General features: G+C 68.8%; 15 protein-coding genes and 1 tRNA gene. 7 read left to right on the forward strand and 9 right to left on the reverse strand.

What is annotated here, in order from left to right; translation table 11 throughout:
- Positions 1 to 66: 66 nt before the first annotated feature.
- Positions 67 to 939: an isoaspartyl peptidase/L-asparaginase family protein gene (locus ACW178_RS04020; RefSeq protein WP_287103754.1), complete on the reverse strand. Its 873-nt coding sequence runs from the start codon at positions 937 to 939 to the stop codon at positions 67 to 69.
- A 182-nt stretch (positions 940 to 1,121) separates the two neighbouring features.
- Between ACW178_RS04020 and ACW178_RS04025 the strand changes: the two genes are divergently transcribed.
- Positions 1,122 to 2,123 (forward strand): NADPH:quinone oxidoreductase family protein, encoded by a 1,002-nt coding sequence (locus ACW178_RS04025; protein ID WP_287103769.1) that lies wholly within the window; start codon positions 1,122 to 1,124, stop codon positions 2,121 to 2,123.
- Between the two features lie 153 nt (positions 2,124 to 2,276).
- On the opposite strand, the gene ACW178_RS04030 is transcribed toward ACW178_RS04025, so the two are convergent.
- Positions 2,277 to 2,675, reverse strand: a complete 399-nt coding sequence (locus ACW178_RS04030) for a YkvA family protein (protein ID WP_287103753.1) — start codon at positions 2,673 to 2,675, stop codon at positions 2,277 to 2,279.
- A 55-nt stretch (positions 2,676 to 2,730) separates the two neighbouring features.
- On the opposite strand from ACW178_RS04030, the gene ACW178_RS04035 reads away from it, so the two are divergent.
- The 3 genes from ACW178_RS04035 (at position 2,731) to arsH (ending at position 4,943) form a co-directional block, all read left to right on the forward strand.
- Positions 2,731 to 3,513 carry an SDR family NAD(P)-dependent oxidoreductase gene (locus tag ACW178_RS04035; protein WP_054764620.1) on the forward strand — a complete coding sequence of 261 codons (783 nt, stop codon included), beginning with the start codon at positions 2,731 to 2,733 and terminating at the stop codon, positions 3,511 to 3,513.
- 128 nt (positions 3,514 to 3,641) lie between these two features.
- Positions 3,642 to 3,716, forward strand: a tRNA-Gly gene (locus ACW178_RS04040).
- Positions 3,717 to 4,187: 471 nt separating this feature from the next.
- Positions 4,188 to 4,943, forward strand: coding sequence for an arsenical resistance protein ArsH (arsH, locus tag ACW178_RS04045; protein ID WP_035307546.1), 756 nt, complete (start codon positions 4,188 to 4,190; stop codon positions 4,941 to 4,943).
- A 116-nt stretch (positions 4,944 to 5,059) separates the two neighbouring features.
- Here the strand turns inward: arsH and ACW178_RS04050 are convergent, their stop codons facing one another.
- The 7 genes from ACW178_RS04050 to lspA all read right to left on the reverse strand — a co-directional run bounded on the left by ACW178_RS04050 (position 5,060) and on the right by lspA (position 12,936).
- Entirely contained in the window at positions 5,060 to 6,169 is a 1,110-nt protein-coding gene (locus ACW178_RS04050; protein ID WP_035307547.1) for a Fic family protein, read from the reverse strand.
- A gap of 224 nt (positions 6,170 to 6,393) precedes the next feature.
- A complete protein-coding gene (locus ACW178_RS04055; protein ID WP_492024893.1) occupies positions 6,394 to 8,325 on the reverse strand; it encodes an FTR1 family protein in 1,932 nt (643 codons plus the stop codon).
- A gap of 161 nt (positions 8,326 to 8,486) precedes the next feature.
- Positions 8,487 to 9,899 carry a dihydrolipoyl dehydrogenase gene (lpdA, locus tag ACW178_RS04060; RefSeq protein WP_164952649.1) on the reverse strand — a complete coding sequence of 471 codons (1,413 nt, stop codon included), beginning with the start codon at positions 9,897 to 9,899 and terminating at the stop codon, positions 8,487 to 8,489.
- Positions 9,900 to 9,903: 4 nt separating this feature from the next.
- On the reverse strand, positions 9,904 to 11,220 hold the full coding sequence (locus tag ACW178_RS04065; RefSeq protein ID WP_081836144.1) for a cytochrome P450: 1,317 nt from the start codon (positions 11,218 to 11,220) through the stop codon (positions 9,904 to 9,906).
- A gap of 165 nt (positions 11,221 to 11,385) precedes the next feature.
- Complete coding sequence (locus ACW178_RS04070; RefSeq protein WP_052004910.1) at positions 11,386 to 11,820, reverse strand: MerR family transcriptional regulator; 435 nt, start codon at positions 11,818 to 11,820, stop codon at positions 11,386 to 11,388.
- Positions 11,821 to 11,872: 52 nt separating this feature from the next.
- Positions 11,873 to 12,415: an MAPEG family protein gene (locus ACW178_RS04075; RefSeq protein ID WP_035307551.1), complete on the reverse strand. Its 543-nt coding sequence runs from the start codon at positions 12,413 to 12,415 to the stop codon at positions 11,873 to 11,875.
- The gene (lspA, locus tag ACW178_RS04080) at positions 12,412 to 12,936 is read right to left on the reverse strand and encodes a signal peptidase II (RefSeq protein WP_081836145.1); all 525 of its coding nucleotides are present in this window, start codon (positions 12,934 to 12,936) and stop codon (positions 12,412 to 12,414) included. The genes ACW178_RS04075 and lspA overlap by 4 nt, the downstream gene beginning before the upstream one ends.
- 153 nt (positions 12,937 to 13,089) lie before the next feature.
- On the opposite strand from lspA, the gene ACW178_RS04085 reads away from it, so the two are divergent.
- From ACW178_RS04085 to ACW178_RS04095, 3 genes are all read left to right on the forward strand, one after another.
- Positions 13,090 to 13,740, forward strand: coding sequence for a cation efflux transmembrane domain-containing protein (locus ACW178_RS04085; protein ID WP_035307553.1), 651 nt, complete (start codon positions 13,090 to 13,092; stop codon positions 13,738 to 13,740).
- 170 nt (positions 13,741 to 13,910) lie between these two features.
- Entirely contained in the window at positions 13,911 to 14,420 is a 510-nt protein-coding gene (locus tag ACW178_RS04090) for a class I SAM-dependent methyltransferase (RefSeq protein ID WP_492024894.1), read from the forward strand.
- 8 nt (positions 14,421 to 14,428) lie between these two features.
- Entirely contained in the window at positions 14,429 to 14,812 is a 384-nt protein-coding gene (locus tag ACW178_RS04095; RefSeq protein ID WP_287105359.1) for a hypothetical protein, read from the forward strand.
- The last annotated feature ends 1 nt before the right edge of the window (position 14,813 follow it).

The following is a 14,813-nucleotide window of genomic DNA, read 5'->3' on the forward strand; positions in this document are numbered from 1 at the left end:
GGCCCGGAACGCCGGGCGATGGGACCGTATCAGCCCTCGGCTGACATGCACCTTACCGAGCTGTAATTATCGTCGTTCAAACACCTCGACGCCGATCTCGCCGTCCGGCGTCAGCCAGGCGTGTTTCATTCCCTGGCTGTTGAAAGGGGCGGCGATGTTTCCGGCGGCGTCAAGGGCGATCAGGCCGCCGTCGCCGCCCATCTGGCCGATCTCGTCGATGACGGCCTGGGTCGCATCGGCCAGCGACTGACCGGCGGCGACACGCCAGGCGACCTGGGCGGCGGCGGCGACGCGGATGAAATATTCGCCCTGGCCGGTGCAGGAGGTCGCGGCGTGGCCGTCGGCCCAGGTCCCGGCGGCGGGGATGGGGGTGTCGCCGGCGCGGCCCGGCATCTTGCCGAAGACCCCGGCGGTCGAGGTGGCGGCGGCGAGACGGCCCTGGCTGTCCAGCACGCAAGCGCCGACCGTGCCGTGGCTCAGGGTTCCGGGCGGATGATTGTCCTCGCCCTGACCGGCGCCCGTATACCAGGCGGCCTCGTCGGCGATCGGCTCCAGCCCCTGATCCTGGGCGAACAGGGCCGCGCCCTCGCCCACCAGCATGACGTGGGGGGTGCGCTCCATCACGGCGCGGGCGGCGACGACAGGGTTGCGAAAGCCCTGGAGGGCGGCGACGGACCCGGCCCGTTTCGTCGATCCGTCCATGAGGCTGGCGTCCAGCTCATAGGCGCCGGCCAGATTGGGCGAGGCGCCCTTGCCGGCGACATAGAGGCCGGAGTCCTCCAGCATGACGACGGCGGCGACGGCGACGTCCAGGGCGCTCTCGCCCGCGTCCAGACGCGGCTTCATGGCCTCGACCACCTGGCGCATGTGGGCGACTTCGGCGTCATAGTTGCGTTCGCGCCGGGCGCCGGCGCCGCCGTGGAGGATGAGGGCGGTCATGGTCTGTCTTTCCGAACCTGCTTTTCGTCGCCTCTTTCAATCGGGCGTGGCGCTCTTTAGCGTCGCGATGAAGGCCGCGCCATGTCGGTCGAAGACAAACGGCCTCAAGCAGCGCGAAGCGCGGTAGGCTCAACAAACGGGCCTCAAGCAGCGCGAAGCGCGGTAGGCCCAAAGGAGGAATGATGCGCGCTGTCCTGTCCAAGACCCCCGGCGGTCCCGAAACCCTGGTGGTGGAAGAGGTGCTCGATCCGACGCCCAAGGCGGGCGAGGTGGTGATCGAGGTCAAGGCCGTGGGGATCAACTATCCCGACACATTGATCATCGAGGACCGATACCAGTTCCGCCCCGAACGGCCCTTCTCGCCCGGCGCAGAGGTGGCGGGCGTGGTCGAGGCGGTGGGCGAGGGCGTCAAGGGCGTGGCCAAGGGCGACCGGGTCATCGCCGTGCCCGGCTGGGGCGGGCTGGTCGAACGGCTGGCGGTCAGGGCCGAGACGGTCATTCCCATGCCTGAGGCCATGAGCTTCGAGGAGGCGGCGGCCCTGATCATGACCTACGGCACCAGCTATTACGCCCTGAAGGACCGGGCGCAGCTGAAGGCCGGCGAGACCCTGCTGGTGCTGGGCGCGGCCGGGGGCGTCGGCGCCGCCGCCGTGGAGCTGGGCAAGGCCATGGGCGCCCGCGTGGTCGCTGCGGCCTCGACCAACGACAAGGTCGAGTTCGCCCTGGCGCTGGGGGCCGACAACGGCCTGATCTATCCGACCGGGCCGATGGACAAGGCGGCGCAGAAGGAGCTGTCCGGCGAGTTCAAACTGGCGACCGGCCGCGACGGGGCCGACGTGGTCTATGACGCGGTCGGCGGCGACTACGCCGAGCCGGCGCTCAGGGCCATGGACTGGAACGGACGCTATCTGGTGGTCGGCTTCCCGGCGGGAATCCCGGCCCTGCCGCTGAACCTGACCCTGTTGAAGTCGGTGTCGGTGATCGGGGTCTTCTGGGGCGCGGCCGTGGCGCGCGATCCCAAGGGCCACGCCGCCAACATGGCCGAGCTGATGCAGATGTACGCCGAGGGCAAGATCAAGCCGCGCGTGTCGCAGACCTTCCCGCTGGAGAAGGCGGCGGCGGCGATCAAGGCCCTGGGCGACCGGCAGGCGCTGGGCAAGATCGTGGTGACGGTGGGGGATTAGATCAGACCCTCTCCCGCTTGCGGGAGAGGTGTCGCGGCGTCCGCGTAGCGGACCAGCGACGGAGAGGGGAGTTTCGCCGAAAGGAAGACTTCCCCCATCGTGAGGCGTGTCGCTTCGCGCCACGGCCTGCCACTTGGAGCGGGGGAAGGTCGGTCATCCGCCCCTCAGCCGCTCAACCGCCTCCTCGGCCTGGTCGCGGTGGCGGCGTTTGATGTTGGCGCCCAGGGTGGCGATCAGGGCGGCGATGACCGCCGCGTCGTCGGTGTAGCCTATGCCGGCGAACAGGTCGGGAATGGCGTCCACCGGCATGACGAAATAGGCCAGGGCGGCGAAGATCATCCCCTTGGCCGGAAGCGGAGTCTGGGGATCGCGGGCGGCGTACCAGGCGGCCAGGGCCTGATCCGCGAAGGGGATGCGTGCCGCCGTGCGCTGGATCTTGGGCCAGAAGCCGCGCGTCACCCGCGCCTCATTGACCTTCACCACGGTCGGGACCAGGGCTTTTTTCGGGTCCAGGGCGTCTTCCGGCGAGGCGGGTTTGGCTTTGGCGGTCATGGCCGCTAAATCCTCAAACGAAACTCAGGTTCATTACAACATAGGAAAGACCGGGATGAAACTCGACAGCAGCATCGCCGCCGTGGTCACGGGCGGGGCGTCCGGCCTCGGCGAAGGCACGGCCCGCGCCATCGCCGCCACGGGCGCCAAGGTGGCCCTGTTCGATCTGAACGCCGAGAAGGGCGAGGCCATTGCCGCCGAGATCGGCGGCGTCTTCTGCCAGGTGGACGTGACCGACGACGCCTCGGTCGCCGCCGCCTTCGAAAAGGCGCGCGCCGCCCACGGGCAGGAGCGGCTGACCGTCAACTGCGCGGGCATCGCCACCGGCATGAAGACCGTCTCGCGCAAGAAGGACACCGGCGAGATCAAGGCCCACGACATGGCCCAGTTCGAACGCACCGTGCGGGTCAATCTGTTCGGCACCTTCCGCGTCCTGTCGCAGTCGGCGGCGGGCATGGTGACCCTGGAGCCCATGGCGGACGGCGAGCGCGGCCTGATCGTCAACACCGCCTCGGTGGCGGCCCAGGACGGCCAGATCGGCCAGGCGGCCTATTCGGCCTCCAAGGGCGGGGTCTACGCCATGACCCTGCCGATCGCGCGCGACCTGGCCCAGGAAGGGGTGCGCTGCAACACCATCCTGCCGGGCATCATGTGGACGCCGATGATGGCCGGGATGGACCAGAAGATCCAGGACGCCCTGGCCGCCGCCATCCCCTTCCCCAGCCGACTGGGCACGCCCGCCGACTACGCCTCCCTGGTGCTGGAGTTGGCGCGCAACGTCTATATCAACGGCGAGTGCATCCGCCTGGACGGGGCTATCCGGTTGGCGCCGCGCTAAGGCGCGGGGGCGAGGCGGGGGTTTTTGCGCTTCGGGCGATTTTTCTGAAATTGGCTCTTGCAGGACCGAGGAACCCTCCGCTATACGCCCCCTCCTCGACGGGGCGCACACTTAGCGCCTTACGGATTGCGGGCGTAGCTCAGTGGTAGAGCACAACCTTGCCAAGGTTGGGGTCGGGCGTTCGAATCGCCTCGCCCGCTCCAGTCGAGATTGCCAAGGCAATCAATAGGTTATGGCAGGGCGATCCCAACGGGATCGCCCACCCTATTTTTTACGCCGCTACCACACCGCTACCAAAAATCTTTTGCTGGCGAGCGCTCGCCTGTCCATTGGCATGGCGCATTGCGGTGAAGGCCCCTGAAATCTGCTGAAAAGACCGAACTAATTTTTGCGGAGATCGACCCGCGAGCAGGTCACGGGAAAATAGTGCCTTGGAATGTTGTTGCCCGCAGCTTCTTGCCTCGTATCCGTCAACCGCCGCCTTTGACTCTCTGAAGGATCCCGCGGGGTTTGGCGACGGTCAGGGTGTCGCGGTCTCGGCGCGGTCCCGAGCGATTGCTGTTCACCGTCCTGTAGTGACCTTAATAGGACCGGCCCGGTCTATCGCTCGTCCGCACGTCGGACTTCGCGGACGTCTGGCCGGCGTCGGCCGCCTGTCTGACCAAGGACCTGTGATGACCTTCACCCGCCTGCGCTCGCTGCCGGACCCGGATCATCTGCCGGCTCTGGACGCGGCCTATCTGTCCGCCGATCCCGCCCGTGGACTGGGCCCGACCGAGCCGGCGCCGCGTATCCTTCTCCTGTACGGATCGCTGCGCGAGCGGTCGTATTCGCGGTTCTGCGTCGAGGAAGCGGCCCGCCTGCTGCAGCAAATGGGATGCGAGACCCGCATCTTCGACCCCACCGACCTGCCCCTGCCGGGCGCGCCCGGCGACGACGACCACCCGGCGGTGCGCGAGTTGCGCGAACACGCCTTGTGGTCGGAGGGCATGGTCTGGTGCAGCCCGGAGCGGCACGGCCAGGTCTCCGGACTGATGAAGCTGCAGATCGATCACCTGCCGTTGAGCCTGGGCGGCATGCGCCCGACCCAGGGCCGGACGCTCGCCGTCATGCAGGTGTCGGGCGGGTCCCAGAGCTTCAACGCCGTCAACACTCTGCGCCTTCTGGGCCGCTGGATGCGGATGGTCACCATCCCCAACCAGTCGAGCGTGGCCAAGGCCTTCCAGGAATTCGACGAGGCCGGCCGGATGAAACCCTCGGCCTACTATGAGCGGATTGTCGATGTGATGGAGGAACTGGTGCGCTTCACCATCCTGGTCCGGCCCCACGCCGTTCAGCTCGTGGACCGCTATTCGGAGCGCAAGGCGGCCGGAGTTTTGGTGGATGCCGCGTCCGACCTCTCGGCCATTGCTATCGCACGCCAGGCCTGAGGCTGCGTTTTTGGCGGTAACGCGCCAGAACTGGCGAATTGCGATCCTCCCTGTCGAGGCAGGGTCTTCAGTGGAGCCGCACGGCGCAGAGCCTCGCCGGCGCCATGGGGAGGCGCTTATCCTCGATCGACCAGAGAATAGCTTGTGCTGCGTCCCCCGCCGTCATCCTTCACGAGGATGCCCCGGTCCACCAGATCTTTGATGTCGCGCAAGGCCGTGTCGGGCGAGGACTTCGTCAGCGCCGCCCATTTGGTCGAGGTGAGCTTGCCTTCGAAGCCGTCGAGCAGCCGGTTGATGACCGTGCTCTGGCGCTCGCTCAACGTCTGACCTGCGAGCGCCTCCCAGAAGCGCGCCTTGCGCATCACATGGGTCAGGGTGGTTTCCGCGCCGTCGAATGCGCGATCGAGGCAGCCGAGGAACCAGTCCAGCCAGAGGGTCACGTCCAGCGCGCCTTTCTGGGTCGTCTCCAGGGTCGCGTAGTAGTCCTTGCGCTCCAGCCGGATCTGGGCGGACATGCTGTAGAACCGCTGGGCGCTTTTCTCGGAACGGGCGAGCGCCATGTCGGCGATCGCCCGGGCGATCCGGCCGTTCCCGTCGTCGAACGGGTGGATGGTCACGAACCACAGGTGGGCGATCGCGGCCTTGAGGACCGGATCCGTCCGCGGCTCGTCAGTGAACCAGTCGAGGAACGCGCGCATCTCGTCCTGTAGACGGGCGGCGGGCGGCGCTTCATAGTGCACGCGCTCTCGTCCGAAGGGGCCCGAGACGACCTGCATCGGGCCGGAGCTCTCGTTGCGCCAGGCGCCGACGACGATCTTCGTCATGCCGCTGCGTCCGGTCGGAAACAGGGCGGCGTGCCAGCCGAACAGCCGTTCCTCGGTGAGCGGAGACGCAAAGTTCTGGGTCGCGTCGAGCATCATTTCGACGACGCCTTCGACGTTGCGATCCGCGGGGGCGAGGGCCCCGATATCCATGCCGAGGCGGCGGGCGATGGAGGATCGCACCTGATCCTTGTCGAGCAGCTCGCCTTCGATTTCGCTGGATTTCAGGACATCTTCGGTAAGGGTCTCGAGGACGGCTTCAGCGCGGAGGTCGAAGCCGAGCGTGTGCATCCGGCCAAGCAGAAGGCCTTGGCGATGACGGACGGCTGGGAGGCGATCGGCAAGCGCGTCAGCGCGCCATTCCAGACGCGGCCAGCCTTCGATCTCATGGATGTATTGCGCCATTCCCCGCACTCCTTGCGGGGAATATGGGCGTTATGCGCCGCAGGAGCAAGGCTGTTCTCCGCGTGAAGTGCGGAGAATAGGACGCCTAATCTCCGCACCAAGGGAGGCCTCGCACACTATAGGCGGCCCCCGCACCCTGGGTATCCGCGGACTGCGCGGCTATCGGCGCCCAAGGAGCTCCGAAACCCGCGGGCCGCAGTTGGGCCTCAGGCGGAGACGCCCGCTCAAGAGGCTGGGCGCGCGCCCTTCGGCGCCGCATGCCGGGAGAAGCCGACCACGAGGATAGCAATCGTCAGAAGCTGAACGGCGACGCCCTCGACCGTCGGATAAAGACCGAGGATCTCGATGCGGGGGATCCACTCCAGCGGATGGACATCGAGCCAGCCCGCCTCCTGCAGCGCAGCCACGCCCTTGCCGACGAGGACGACCGACAGGATGGCCATGAGGATCGAGCTCAGCGAGAAGAACCGGCCGATCGGGAGGCGCATGCTGTAGGCCAGCAAGGCCCAGGCCACCACGGCCAGGATGGCCACCGCCGTCAGGGCGCCGGCCAGCATGCCGAGATGGCCGCCCTGGCTCCAGATCGCCGCATAGAAGAGGATGGTCTCGAACACCTCGCGATAGACGACGATGAAGGCCAGCAGGAACAGGAACCAGGCCGACCGCTTCGACAGCGCGTGGGAGAGCTTGTCGCGGATATAGGTCTGCCAGGCGTCGGCGTGCGACTTCCCATGCATCCAGATGCCGACCGAGACGAGCACCACGGCCGCCAGGAGCGAGCCGAATCCTTCGGTGAGCTCCCGGCTGGCGCCGCTGATGGAGATGAAGAAGGTCGCGGCCGCCCAGGTGGCGCCGCCGGCGACCAGCGCGGCCACCCAGCCGCCGTGGACGTAGCGCAGCACCTCGGGCCGTTCGGCCTTCCTCAGGAAGGCGATCATCGCCACCACGATGAGGATGGCTTCCAGCCCTTCGCGCAGCAGGATGGTGAAAGCGCCGAGGAAGCTGGCGAGATTGTCCGCCTCCTGGGGCGCGAGGGCGCGTTCGGCCGTGTCCAGCAGGGCGTTCGCGCGGGCGACCCGGTCCGCGACCTCCTGGGTCGGCGCGCGCCTGCTGATCGAGATGCGCAGGTCGGTCATGGCCGTCTCGACCCGCCGCAGCAAGGCGCCGTCACGAGCGCCGAGCGCCGGCTCCACCGGTTCGACGCCGTCGAGATAGGCCGAGAGGGCGAGGTCGGTCGCGGCCTTGCGGTCGCCCCGGCGATAGGCGGCCTCGCTTTCGGCCAGTCGCGTCCGGGCCAGGGTCAGGGTCGATCCCTCGGCGCGAACCGTCGCCTCGGGATGGCGACGCAGGTGAGCGATGACCGCCCGCGCCTTCGTCTCGCCGATCCTTGTCGCCAGCTCCGCCGGGGTGGCCTGGGTGAGGGCGGCCAGGTCAGGGAACGCGGCGCGGATCGCCGCGTCGCTCTCCCAGAGGCGTCGACCTTCGGCGGCTTCGGCGTCGGTGAAGGCGAACCGGCCCACGTAGAAGGCCAAGGCCCAGCGATCCTCGGCCGGCAGATGGGCGAAGCTGGCCATGGCCGTGCCCTCGAGCCCCTGATCGATCACCTGGTAGAGGCCGAACACGCTGCGCTGGCGGGCGCGCTCCAGGTCGGCGAAGGCGATCGCAGGCGGGTCGAGCCCCTCGGCGCCCGGGCCGTCGGCGCGTCCGGTCACGCCATGGCAGACCGAGCATTGCTCGGCATAGAGGGTCGCGCCGCGGGCCAGATCAGGCGGGAACGAAGGCGCGAGCGGGCTCGGATAGGCCGCCAGCACCGCGCCGGCCAGCGCCTTGGCCCGGGCCCCGACGACCCCCGGGTCGGCCTTGTCGAGGATGGCCGCCTGCAGGGCCTCCGCGTCACGGATCAGGCCGGCCTTGGCCGGGTTCGGCGGCAGGGCGTCCAGGCGGGTCCGGATCTGGCCGCCGAACTCGATCATCTCGCCGTATTCGGCCGGATTGGTCACCTGACCATTGGCAACCGCGCCGGCATAGTCGACCGCCACATAGTCGAGCAGTCGCCAGGCGACCTGGGCCTCGGAGGCGGACGGCGCCTGGGCCAGGGCGGGTGCGGACAGCCCCATCGCAAGCATCAGGGCGAAAAGGCGGAGCAGAGGGCGCATGGGAGACCTAGTTGTGAGCGGCTCGCAATAGCATTCAGGCGACGGCACTGTCGCGCTTTATTCGCGACGCGGCCGGGCTCGCAGGCGGCGACGGCTCCCCGTCCGCCGAGACGCCACGGCGCTGCGTGGCCAGCCCGGGCAGCTACGCGGCGCGGCGCTCGTTACAGGTGGATCGTGCGGTCGGCCACAGCCAGGCATGCCTCGCGCAAGGCTTCCGGAAGCGTCGGATGCGCATGGCTCGTCCGCGCCACGTCCTCGGCCGCCGCGCCGAATTGCATGACGGCGACCGCTTCATGGATCAGACTGCCGGCGTCCGGCCCCAGGATGTGCACGCCGAGAATCTTGTCCGTCCTGGCGTCCGCCAACACCTTGACCAACCCGTTCTTCTCCAACCGCGCCTTGGCCATGGCGTTTGCCGAGAACGGAAAGCGCCCGACGCGATAGGCCACGCCGGCCGCCTTGAGGTCGTCCTCGGTGCGCCCGACTGAGGCCAGTTCCGGCCAGGTGTAGACGACGGCGGGGATCGTCCCGTAGTCGACATGGCCTGCGCCGCCGGCAAGGCGTTCGGCAAGGGCGATCCCTTCCTCTTCCGCCTTGTGGGCCAGCATGGCGCCGCCGATGACATCGCCGATGGCGTAGACCCCTTCGGCGCTGGTTCGAAAGCCGTCGTCGACCGGAATAAAGCCCTTGCGGTCGGGCTTGATGCCGACCGTCTCAAGGTCGAGCCCGGCGGTGGCGGGGCGTCGGCCAATCGAAACCAGCACGACATCGGCCTTGATGGTTCCCCGCGCGCCTTCGCCCATGGGCTCGACGTCAAGGACGACGTCGTCGCCGTCCATCCGCGATCCGACCACCTTGTGCCCGAGGCAGAACTCGAAGCCCTGGGCCTCGAGCACCTTGTGCAGCGCCGTCGACATCTCCGAGTCGACGCCGGACGCGATCCGGTCGAGCACCTCGATAACCGTGACCTCGCTGCCGAGCCGGCGCCAGACCGACCCCAGCTCCAGTCCGACGTAGCCGCCGCCGATCACCGCCAGATGGCGCGGCGCCGCCGTCAGGCTCAGCGCGCCGGCCGAGGTGACGATCCGTTGCTCGTCGATGGGCAGATCGGGCAAGGTCGCCGCTTCCGATCCGCTGGCGATGACCACCGCCTTGCGGGCCTGCACCTCGAAGGGGCCGTCGGCGCCGCTCACCTCCACGCGGTCGCGCGCCAGCAGCCGCCCGCGGCCCTGGAGGCGTGTGACCTTGTGCTTGCGCAGGAGGTAGGCGACCCCTTCCCCCAGCTCGGTCACCACCTTGCCCTTGTGCCGCATAACGCCGTCAAGGTCGGCCCGCACATTGTCGACCAGGACGCCGAACGCTTCCAGGTTGCGCGCCATCTCCAGCCGCTCGGTGGCCTGCAGCAGCGCCTTGGACGGAATGCAGCCGATGTTCAGGCAGGTTCCCCCGAGCACTTCGCGGTCGTCGATGACGGCCACCGACATGCCGAGCTGGCTCGCCCGGATCGCGCAGGGGTATCCGCCTGGCCCGCCCCCGATGATCACCAGATCATACGACATCGTGGAAGCGCCCATGGGGTCAGGCCTTGCTGTGGATGGATGGGTGAAGAGGGCGCGGCCAGCCCATGGAGCCAGCATCAGGCGCCGACCTAGCCAGGGCGGCGTCACGCGTCGCCATTCGGAACCCGCTCCTGGGGAGGGCCGGCAGTCGGCGGAAGTCGATGTCCAGGTCCTGATCCGGCAGCCGGTAGCTCAGGTCGGCGAGCAAGCCGACGGCGCGCTCCATCAGGTCGATGACGATGCTTTCGCCCGGGCAACGGTGACCAGTCGCCGGATCCCCTCCGCCTTGGGGAATGAGACCGAACGGGTCTCCGGCGCCGTCGATGAAGCGCTCCGGCCGGAACTCCTCGGGATCGTTCCAGCCCGCGGGGTCGTGATTGGAACCGAAGAGATCGAGGACGACCTGCCGGCCCTCCGGGAAGACGAGATCGCGCCAGCGAAACGGCGTACGCACGCGCCCGATCACCGCCGGGAAGAACGGGTAGAAGCGCCGCACCTCCTGAACGAAGGCGCGGCGGCGCCCGGGGTCCGCGGCGGCCAGGCGGGCCGCCTCGGGGTGCGCCTGCATCGCGTGCGCTACAAACACGATGTAGACCGAGGTCGCCACGGTCGGCCGGAGCACATTGGCCAGCTCAACCGCCGCCGTCTGGAGCGGCAACGGTTCGCCATCGCCGGCGCGGGCCCGGGCCCAGGCGTGAGAGGCGGTCTCCGGATCCGGAGACAGACGGCCGGCGCGAATGTCTTCGATGATCGACGCCAGCCAGGCGTCGACGCGCCGACGCGCATGCCTTGACCACAGGTGACGTGGTCCTGGCGATCCGGCTGCGTCGAACAGCGCCCTCAGGTGACGGACCCGTCTCGCTTCTTCCTCCGGCGCAAGGGGCACCCCGGCCCAGGCGCAGACGGCGCGGGTCAGAACCGGCTGCAGGGCATCGTACAGCACGATGTCTTCCTCACCGGCCCATTCGACGGCCGCGCGCCGCCACTCCGCCTCGAACAGCTCGCCCAGCCGCGCGATCCGTTCCGGCGACATGAGGGACATGAAGACGCGCTTGCGAGCGCGGTGCGCCTCGCCGTCCAGGCCCTGGACGCCGCCCTCTCCAAGGAGCGTCCGACGAACGGGCGCCGGCATCGCGCCGGCCCGCGAGATTCGGGCCTCGTCGTAGAAGACCCGAGCCGCCTCGCGGCCCCTCAAACAGATTGTCTCCTTCAGCGCCAGACGGGTCTCGAAGGCGTCGGCGCCGGCCTGCTCGAACAGGCGGGAGAGGCGCCGGTACGGGTCCGCCAACAGGGCCAGGGTCTGGTCGCCAAGTCGCGACGTCCGCCTATGCGCCATCGAAGTCCTCCAGATAGAAGAGCGGTCCGCGACGGGAGCTCCGGATCTCGTGCAAACGTCGCCGTGACCCAATGGCTCCAGGGTCATCTTGCCAACCGGATATTCGACCGGTCGGCGGGCGCGGCGGATCCGCGAAGAGTGGGTCGAACTGATCGAGGGCCGGATTCACAGCGGAGCGGACGGATCGTGCAGCGCTTCGATCACCTTGCAGGCGGAGACCCGGCCGCCGGCGCATTCCGCGGTCATGCGCGACAACTCGCGCTGGAGGGCCCGGAGCCGGGCGATCTTCTGGGTCACATCGGCCAGATGGCGTTCGGCCAGAGTGCTGGCCTCGGCGCAGGGTCGATCCGGGTGATCGGACAGATCCAGCAGGGAGCGGATCGAATCCAGATCGAAGCCCAGTTGGCGGGCATGCCGGATGAACGACAGGCGGCGTTCCGCCGCGTCGTCATACATGCGCCGGTCGCTGGCGGTGCGCAGCGGGGCAGGAAGCAGGCCGATCTCCTCATAGAAACGGATGGTCGGGACCTTGACGCCGGTGGCGGCCGCCAGCTTGCCGATGGGGCGCAGGCCGGGCGAGGCGGAAGAGGGCAAGGTCATCGCGTCATCTCGGGGCGGCGGACTGAACGGCGGACGGCGGGTCGAGGGAGGGTCATCGACCCAGCCCCATGAGGACGATGGCGATGCCGAAGGCGCCGATCGTTGAGACGCCGGTGAGAGCCATGCCGAAGGCGCGGGCGGCCGCGCCGCGGGGATAGCCCATGGCGAAACACACACGACCGACGAGATAGAGGGCGACCAGCACGGGCAGGAGGATCATCTCCTCGCCGCGCAGAACGGTGGCGAGGACGAGGTGGGCGCCGACCGCCAGGACTGTCTGCTCAAGCGAGTTCTGGAGCACGGCGGCGGGTACGGCGAGCCTGGCGCTGGGCGCCGCAAAGGCGGAGCCCGGCCGGTCGGCCCCCGAGCGGAACCGGATGCTGGCGACGGCCCTCACGCAGGCGGCGAGCCACAGGAAGACCGGGAGGTCCGCCTTCAGGGCATAGGCCAGCCGATCGGCCGTCGCCATGTCCGGCGCGGCCCCAAGGAGCGGCGGCGGCAGCCAGAGCCAGGCCGATGCGACCGCCCCGGCGGTGATGAGGATCGCCAGCGCCGAGCGGACGGCGATTCCCCTCTGGTCGGCGGACAGGGTCATCGCGCCGCCCGTCCCAGGGTCGAGGCCGCCGGGCGGCTATCCGAGCTCCGAACGGTCAGGAGGAGCAGCGCGACACCGCAAACAATGGCCGCGTCGGCCAGGTTGAAGGTCGGCCAGTGGGCCTCGCCCCAATGAAGGTCGATAAAGTCGGTGACCGCACCGGAGCGCAGCCGGTCGAGCAGGTTCCCGATCGCTCCGCCGGCAATGAAGCTCGCCGCGACCGCAGTGACGGCGCTTCGCGTCCGCCAGATCCAGGCCAGCAAGGCGCCGACGATCACAAACGCCACGGCGCTCAGCGCCCATCGCCCCGCGTCGCCCGAGCCGGCGAACAGGCCGAAGGTGACGCCGGGATTGAAGCCCAAACGCAGTGCGAGGAACGGCGTGAGGTCCACCGGGGCGGCCAGCTGAGCGCGGGCTGCGGCCTTGGCGGCCTGATCCAGAGCTGCGATCAGCACGACGAGCGCAAAGGCGATCGCCTGCAGGCGTCCGGGAGCACGTCGGGTCGGGTGCACGGTGATCATAAGGCCTCCAATGGATTCAACCGATTATGCTTCCTCTAGCTACTAGAGGATCAAGCCGGTTTCGGCCAATAGGCGCCTTTCAGACCAAGCATTCATTTTCGGCTTGATCCTCAAGCGACTGGAGGATGCATGCTTCCATCGAAAGGTGACCCGATGACTGAATCCCTCCCGTCCTGTGATCCGGCCTCGTCCGGCTGTGGTTGCGGCGCGGCCGTCAAGTTTGACGGCGCCATTCCGGCCTATCGGCGCATCCTGATGGCGGTGATCGCCATCAACGGCGCCGCCTTCCTGGCCATTGCCGGCGGCGCGGCCTTGCAGGGCTCGGCCTCCCTGGGCGCCAACGCCCTCGACTTCCTGGCCGACGCCGCCACCTACGGCATCAGCCTGGCCGTGATCGGCCGTTCGGTCGCCGTGCGGTCCGGCGCAGCCATGATCAAGGGCGCCAGCCTCGCGGCGCTGGCCTTGTTCATCCTGGGCTATGCGATCTGGCGCGCCACGACCGGAGCGGCGCCGGAGGGCTTCATCATCACCGGACTAGGCGCTCTGGGTTTCTTCGCCAACGCCCTGGCCGCCCTTCTGCTGGTCCGCCACCGGGAGGGTGACGCCAATGTCCGTTCGGTCTGGCTGTGCACGCGCAACGACCTGATCCAGAGCCTGGTGGTCGCCGGCACGGGCCTCGCCGTCTGGGTCACCGCGTCACGCTGGCCGGACCTGATCGCCGGAGCCATCCTGGCCGTCGTGTTTCTGCAATCCGGCTGGTCGATCATTCGCCAGTCCCGTGAAGAGCGCAAGGTCGCGGCGTGACGGAGAGCTTCACCCCCGCGCTCGGCCACGCCTGGCTGAGCGGCTTCTACGACCCCGCCATCGCCTTGCTGACACGCGAACGGGTGTGGCGGGCGAGGCTGCTCGACTAGGTCGCCCCGGCGACCGGCGAGACGATCGTCGACCTCGGCTGCGGGACCGGCTCCTTCGCCGTGAGCTTGGCGCAGCGGGCGCCGGGCGCGCGCGTCATCGGCCTGGATCCCGACGGCGACATCCTCGGAAGGGCGAAGGCCAAGGCCGCCGCCGCCGGCCAGCCGGTCCGCTTCGTGCAGGGCTTCGCGCGCGACGCGGCCGCGCTGCTTGGCGACGGCGTCGCCGACAAGGTCGTGTCCAGCCTGGTCTTCCATCAGCTGCCGATGGCGGAGAAGCGCCTCGGGCTGGCGGCCAACCTTCGGGCCCTCAAGCCTGGAGGCGCACTCCACATCGCCGACTACGGGCATCAGACGGGAGTGATGCGTACGCTGTTCCGCATCGTCCAGTCGCTGGACGGCTACGAGAACACCCAGCCGAACGCCGACGGCGTCCTTCCCGATCTGATCTCCGAGGCCGGATTCATCAATGTCGCCGAGAACACCGCGCTGGCCACCATGACCGGCTCGATCGCCTTCTTTCGCGCCGAGCGTGCGCCTCCGGTCGCCGCCTGGGCGGCGGTGCGACGATGAGACGATTGATGTCGCGGCGCCGCGTGGTATGGGACGGCATGGGATTCTCCTCGGTCAGGCATGGACTGGTGACGGCGCTGCTCGCGGCGTTCCTGTCCCTGTTCGTCCTGGTCTCCGTCGTCGACGCTGCGACCTGCGGCCCCGAAGCGACGACATCCCCCGCCTCCAGCGCGCTCGTCGACAGTCCCGTGGATCGGGGCGACGGCGGCGGCAATCCGGACAACCACGCCATCTGTTCGCACGGCCATTGTCATCAAAGCGGCGTCGCCGTGGCCGAGACGGCGCTTGAGCCGGTCGTGAGCCATGCCGGGGCGGATCTGAACGCCCTTCCGATCGCGGACGGCTTGCCGTCCCGCATGCCCGCCGGACCGGAACGCCCGCCCAGAGGCTGAC

The organism is Brevundimonas sp. AVps4 (assembly GCF_058681525.1).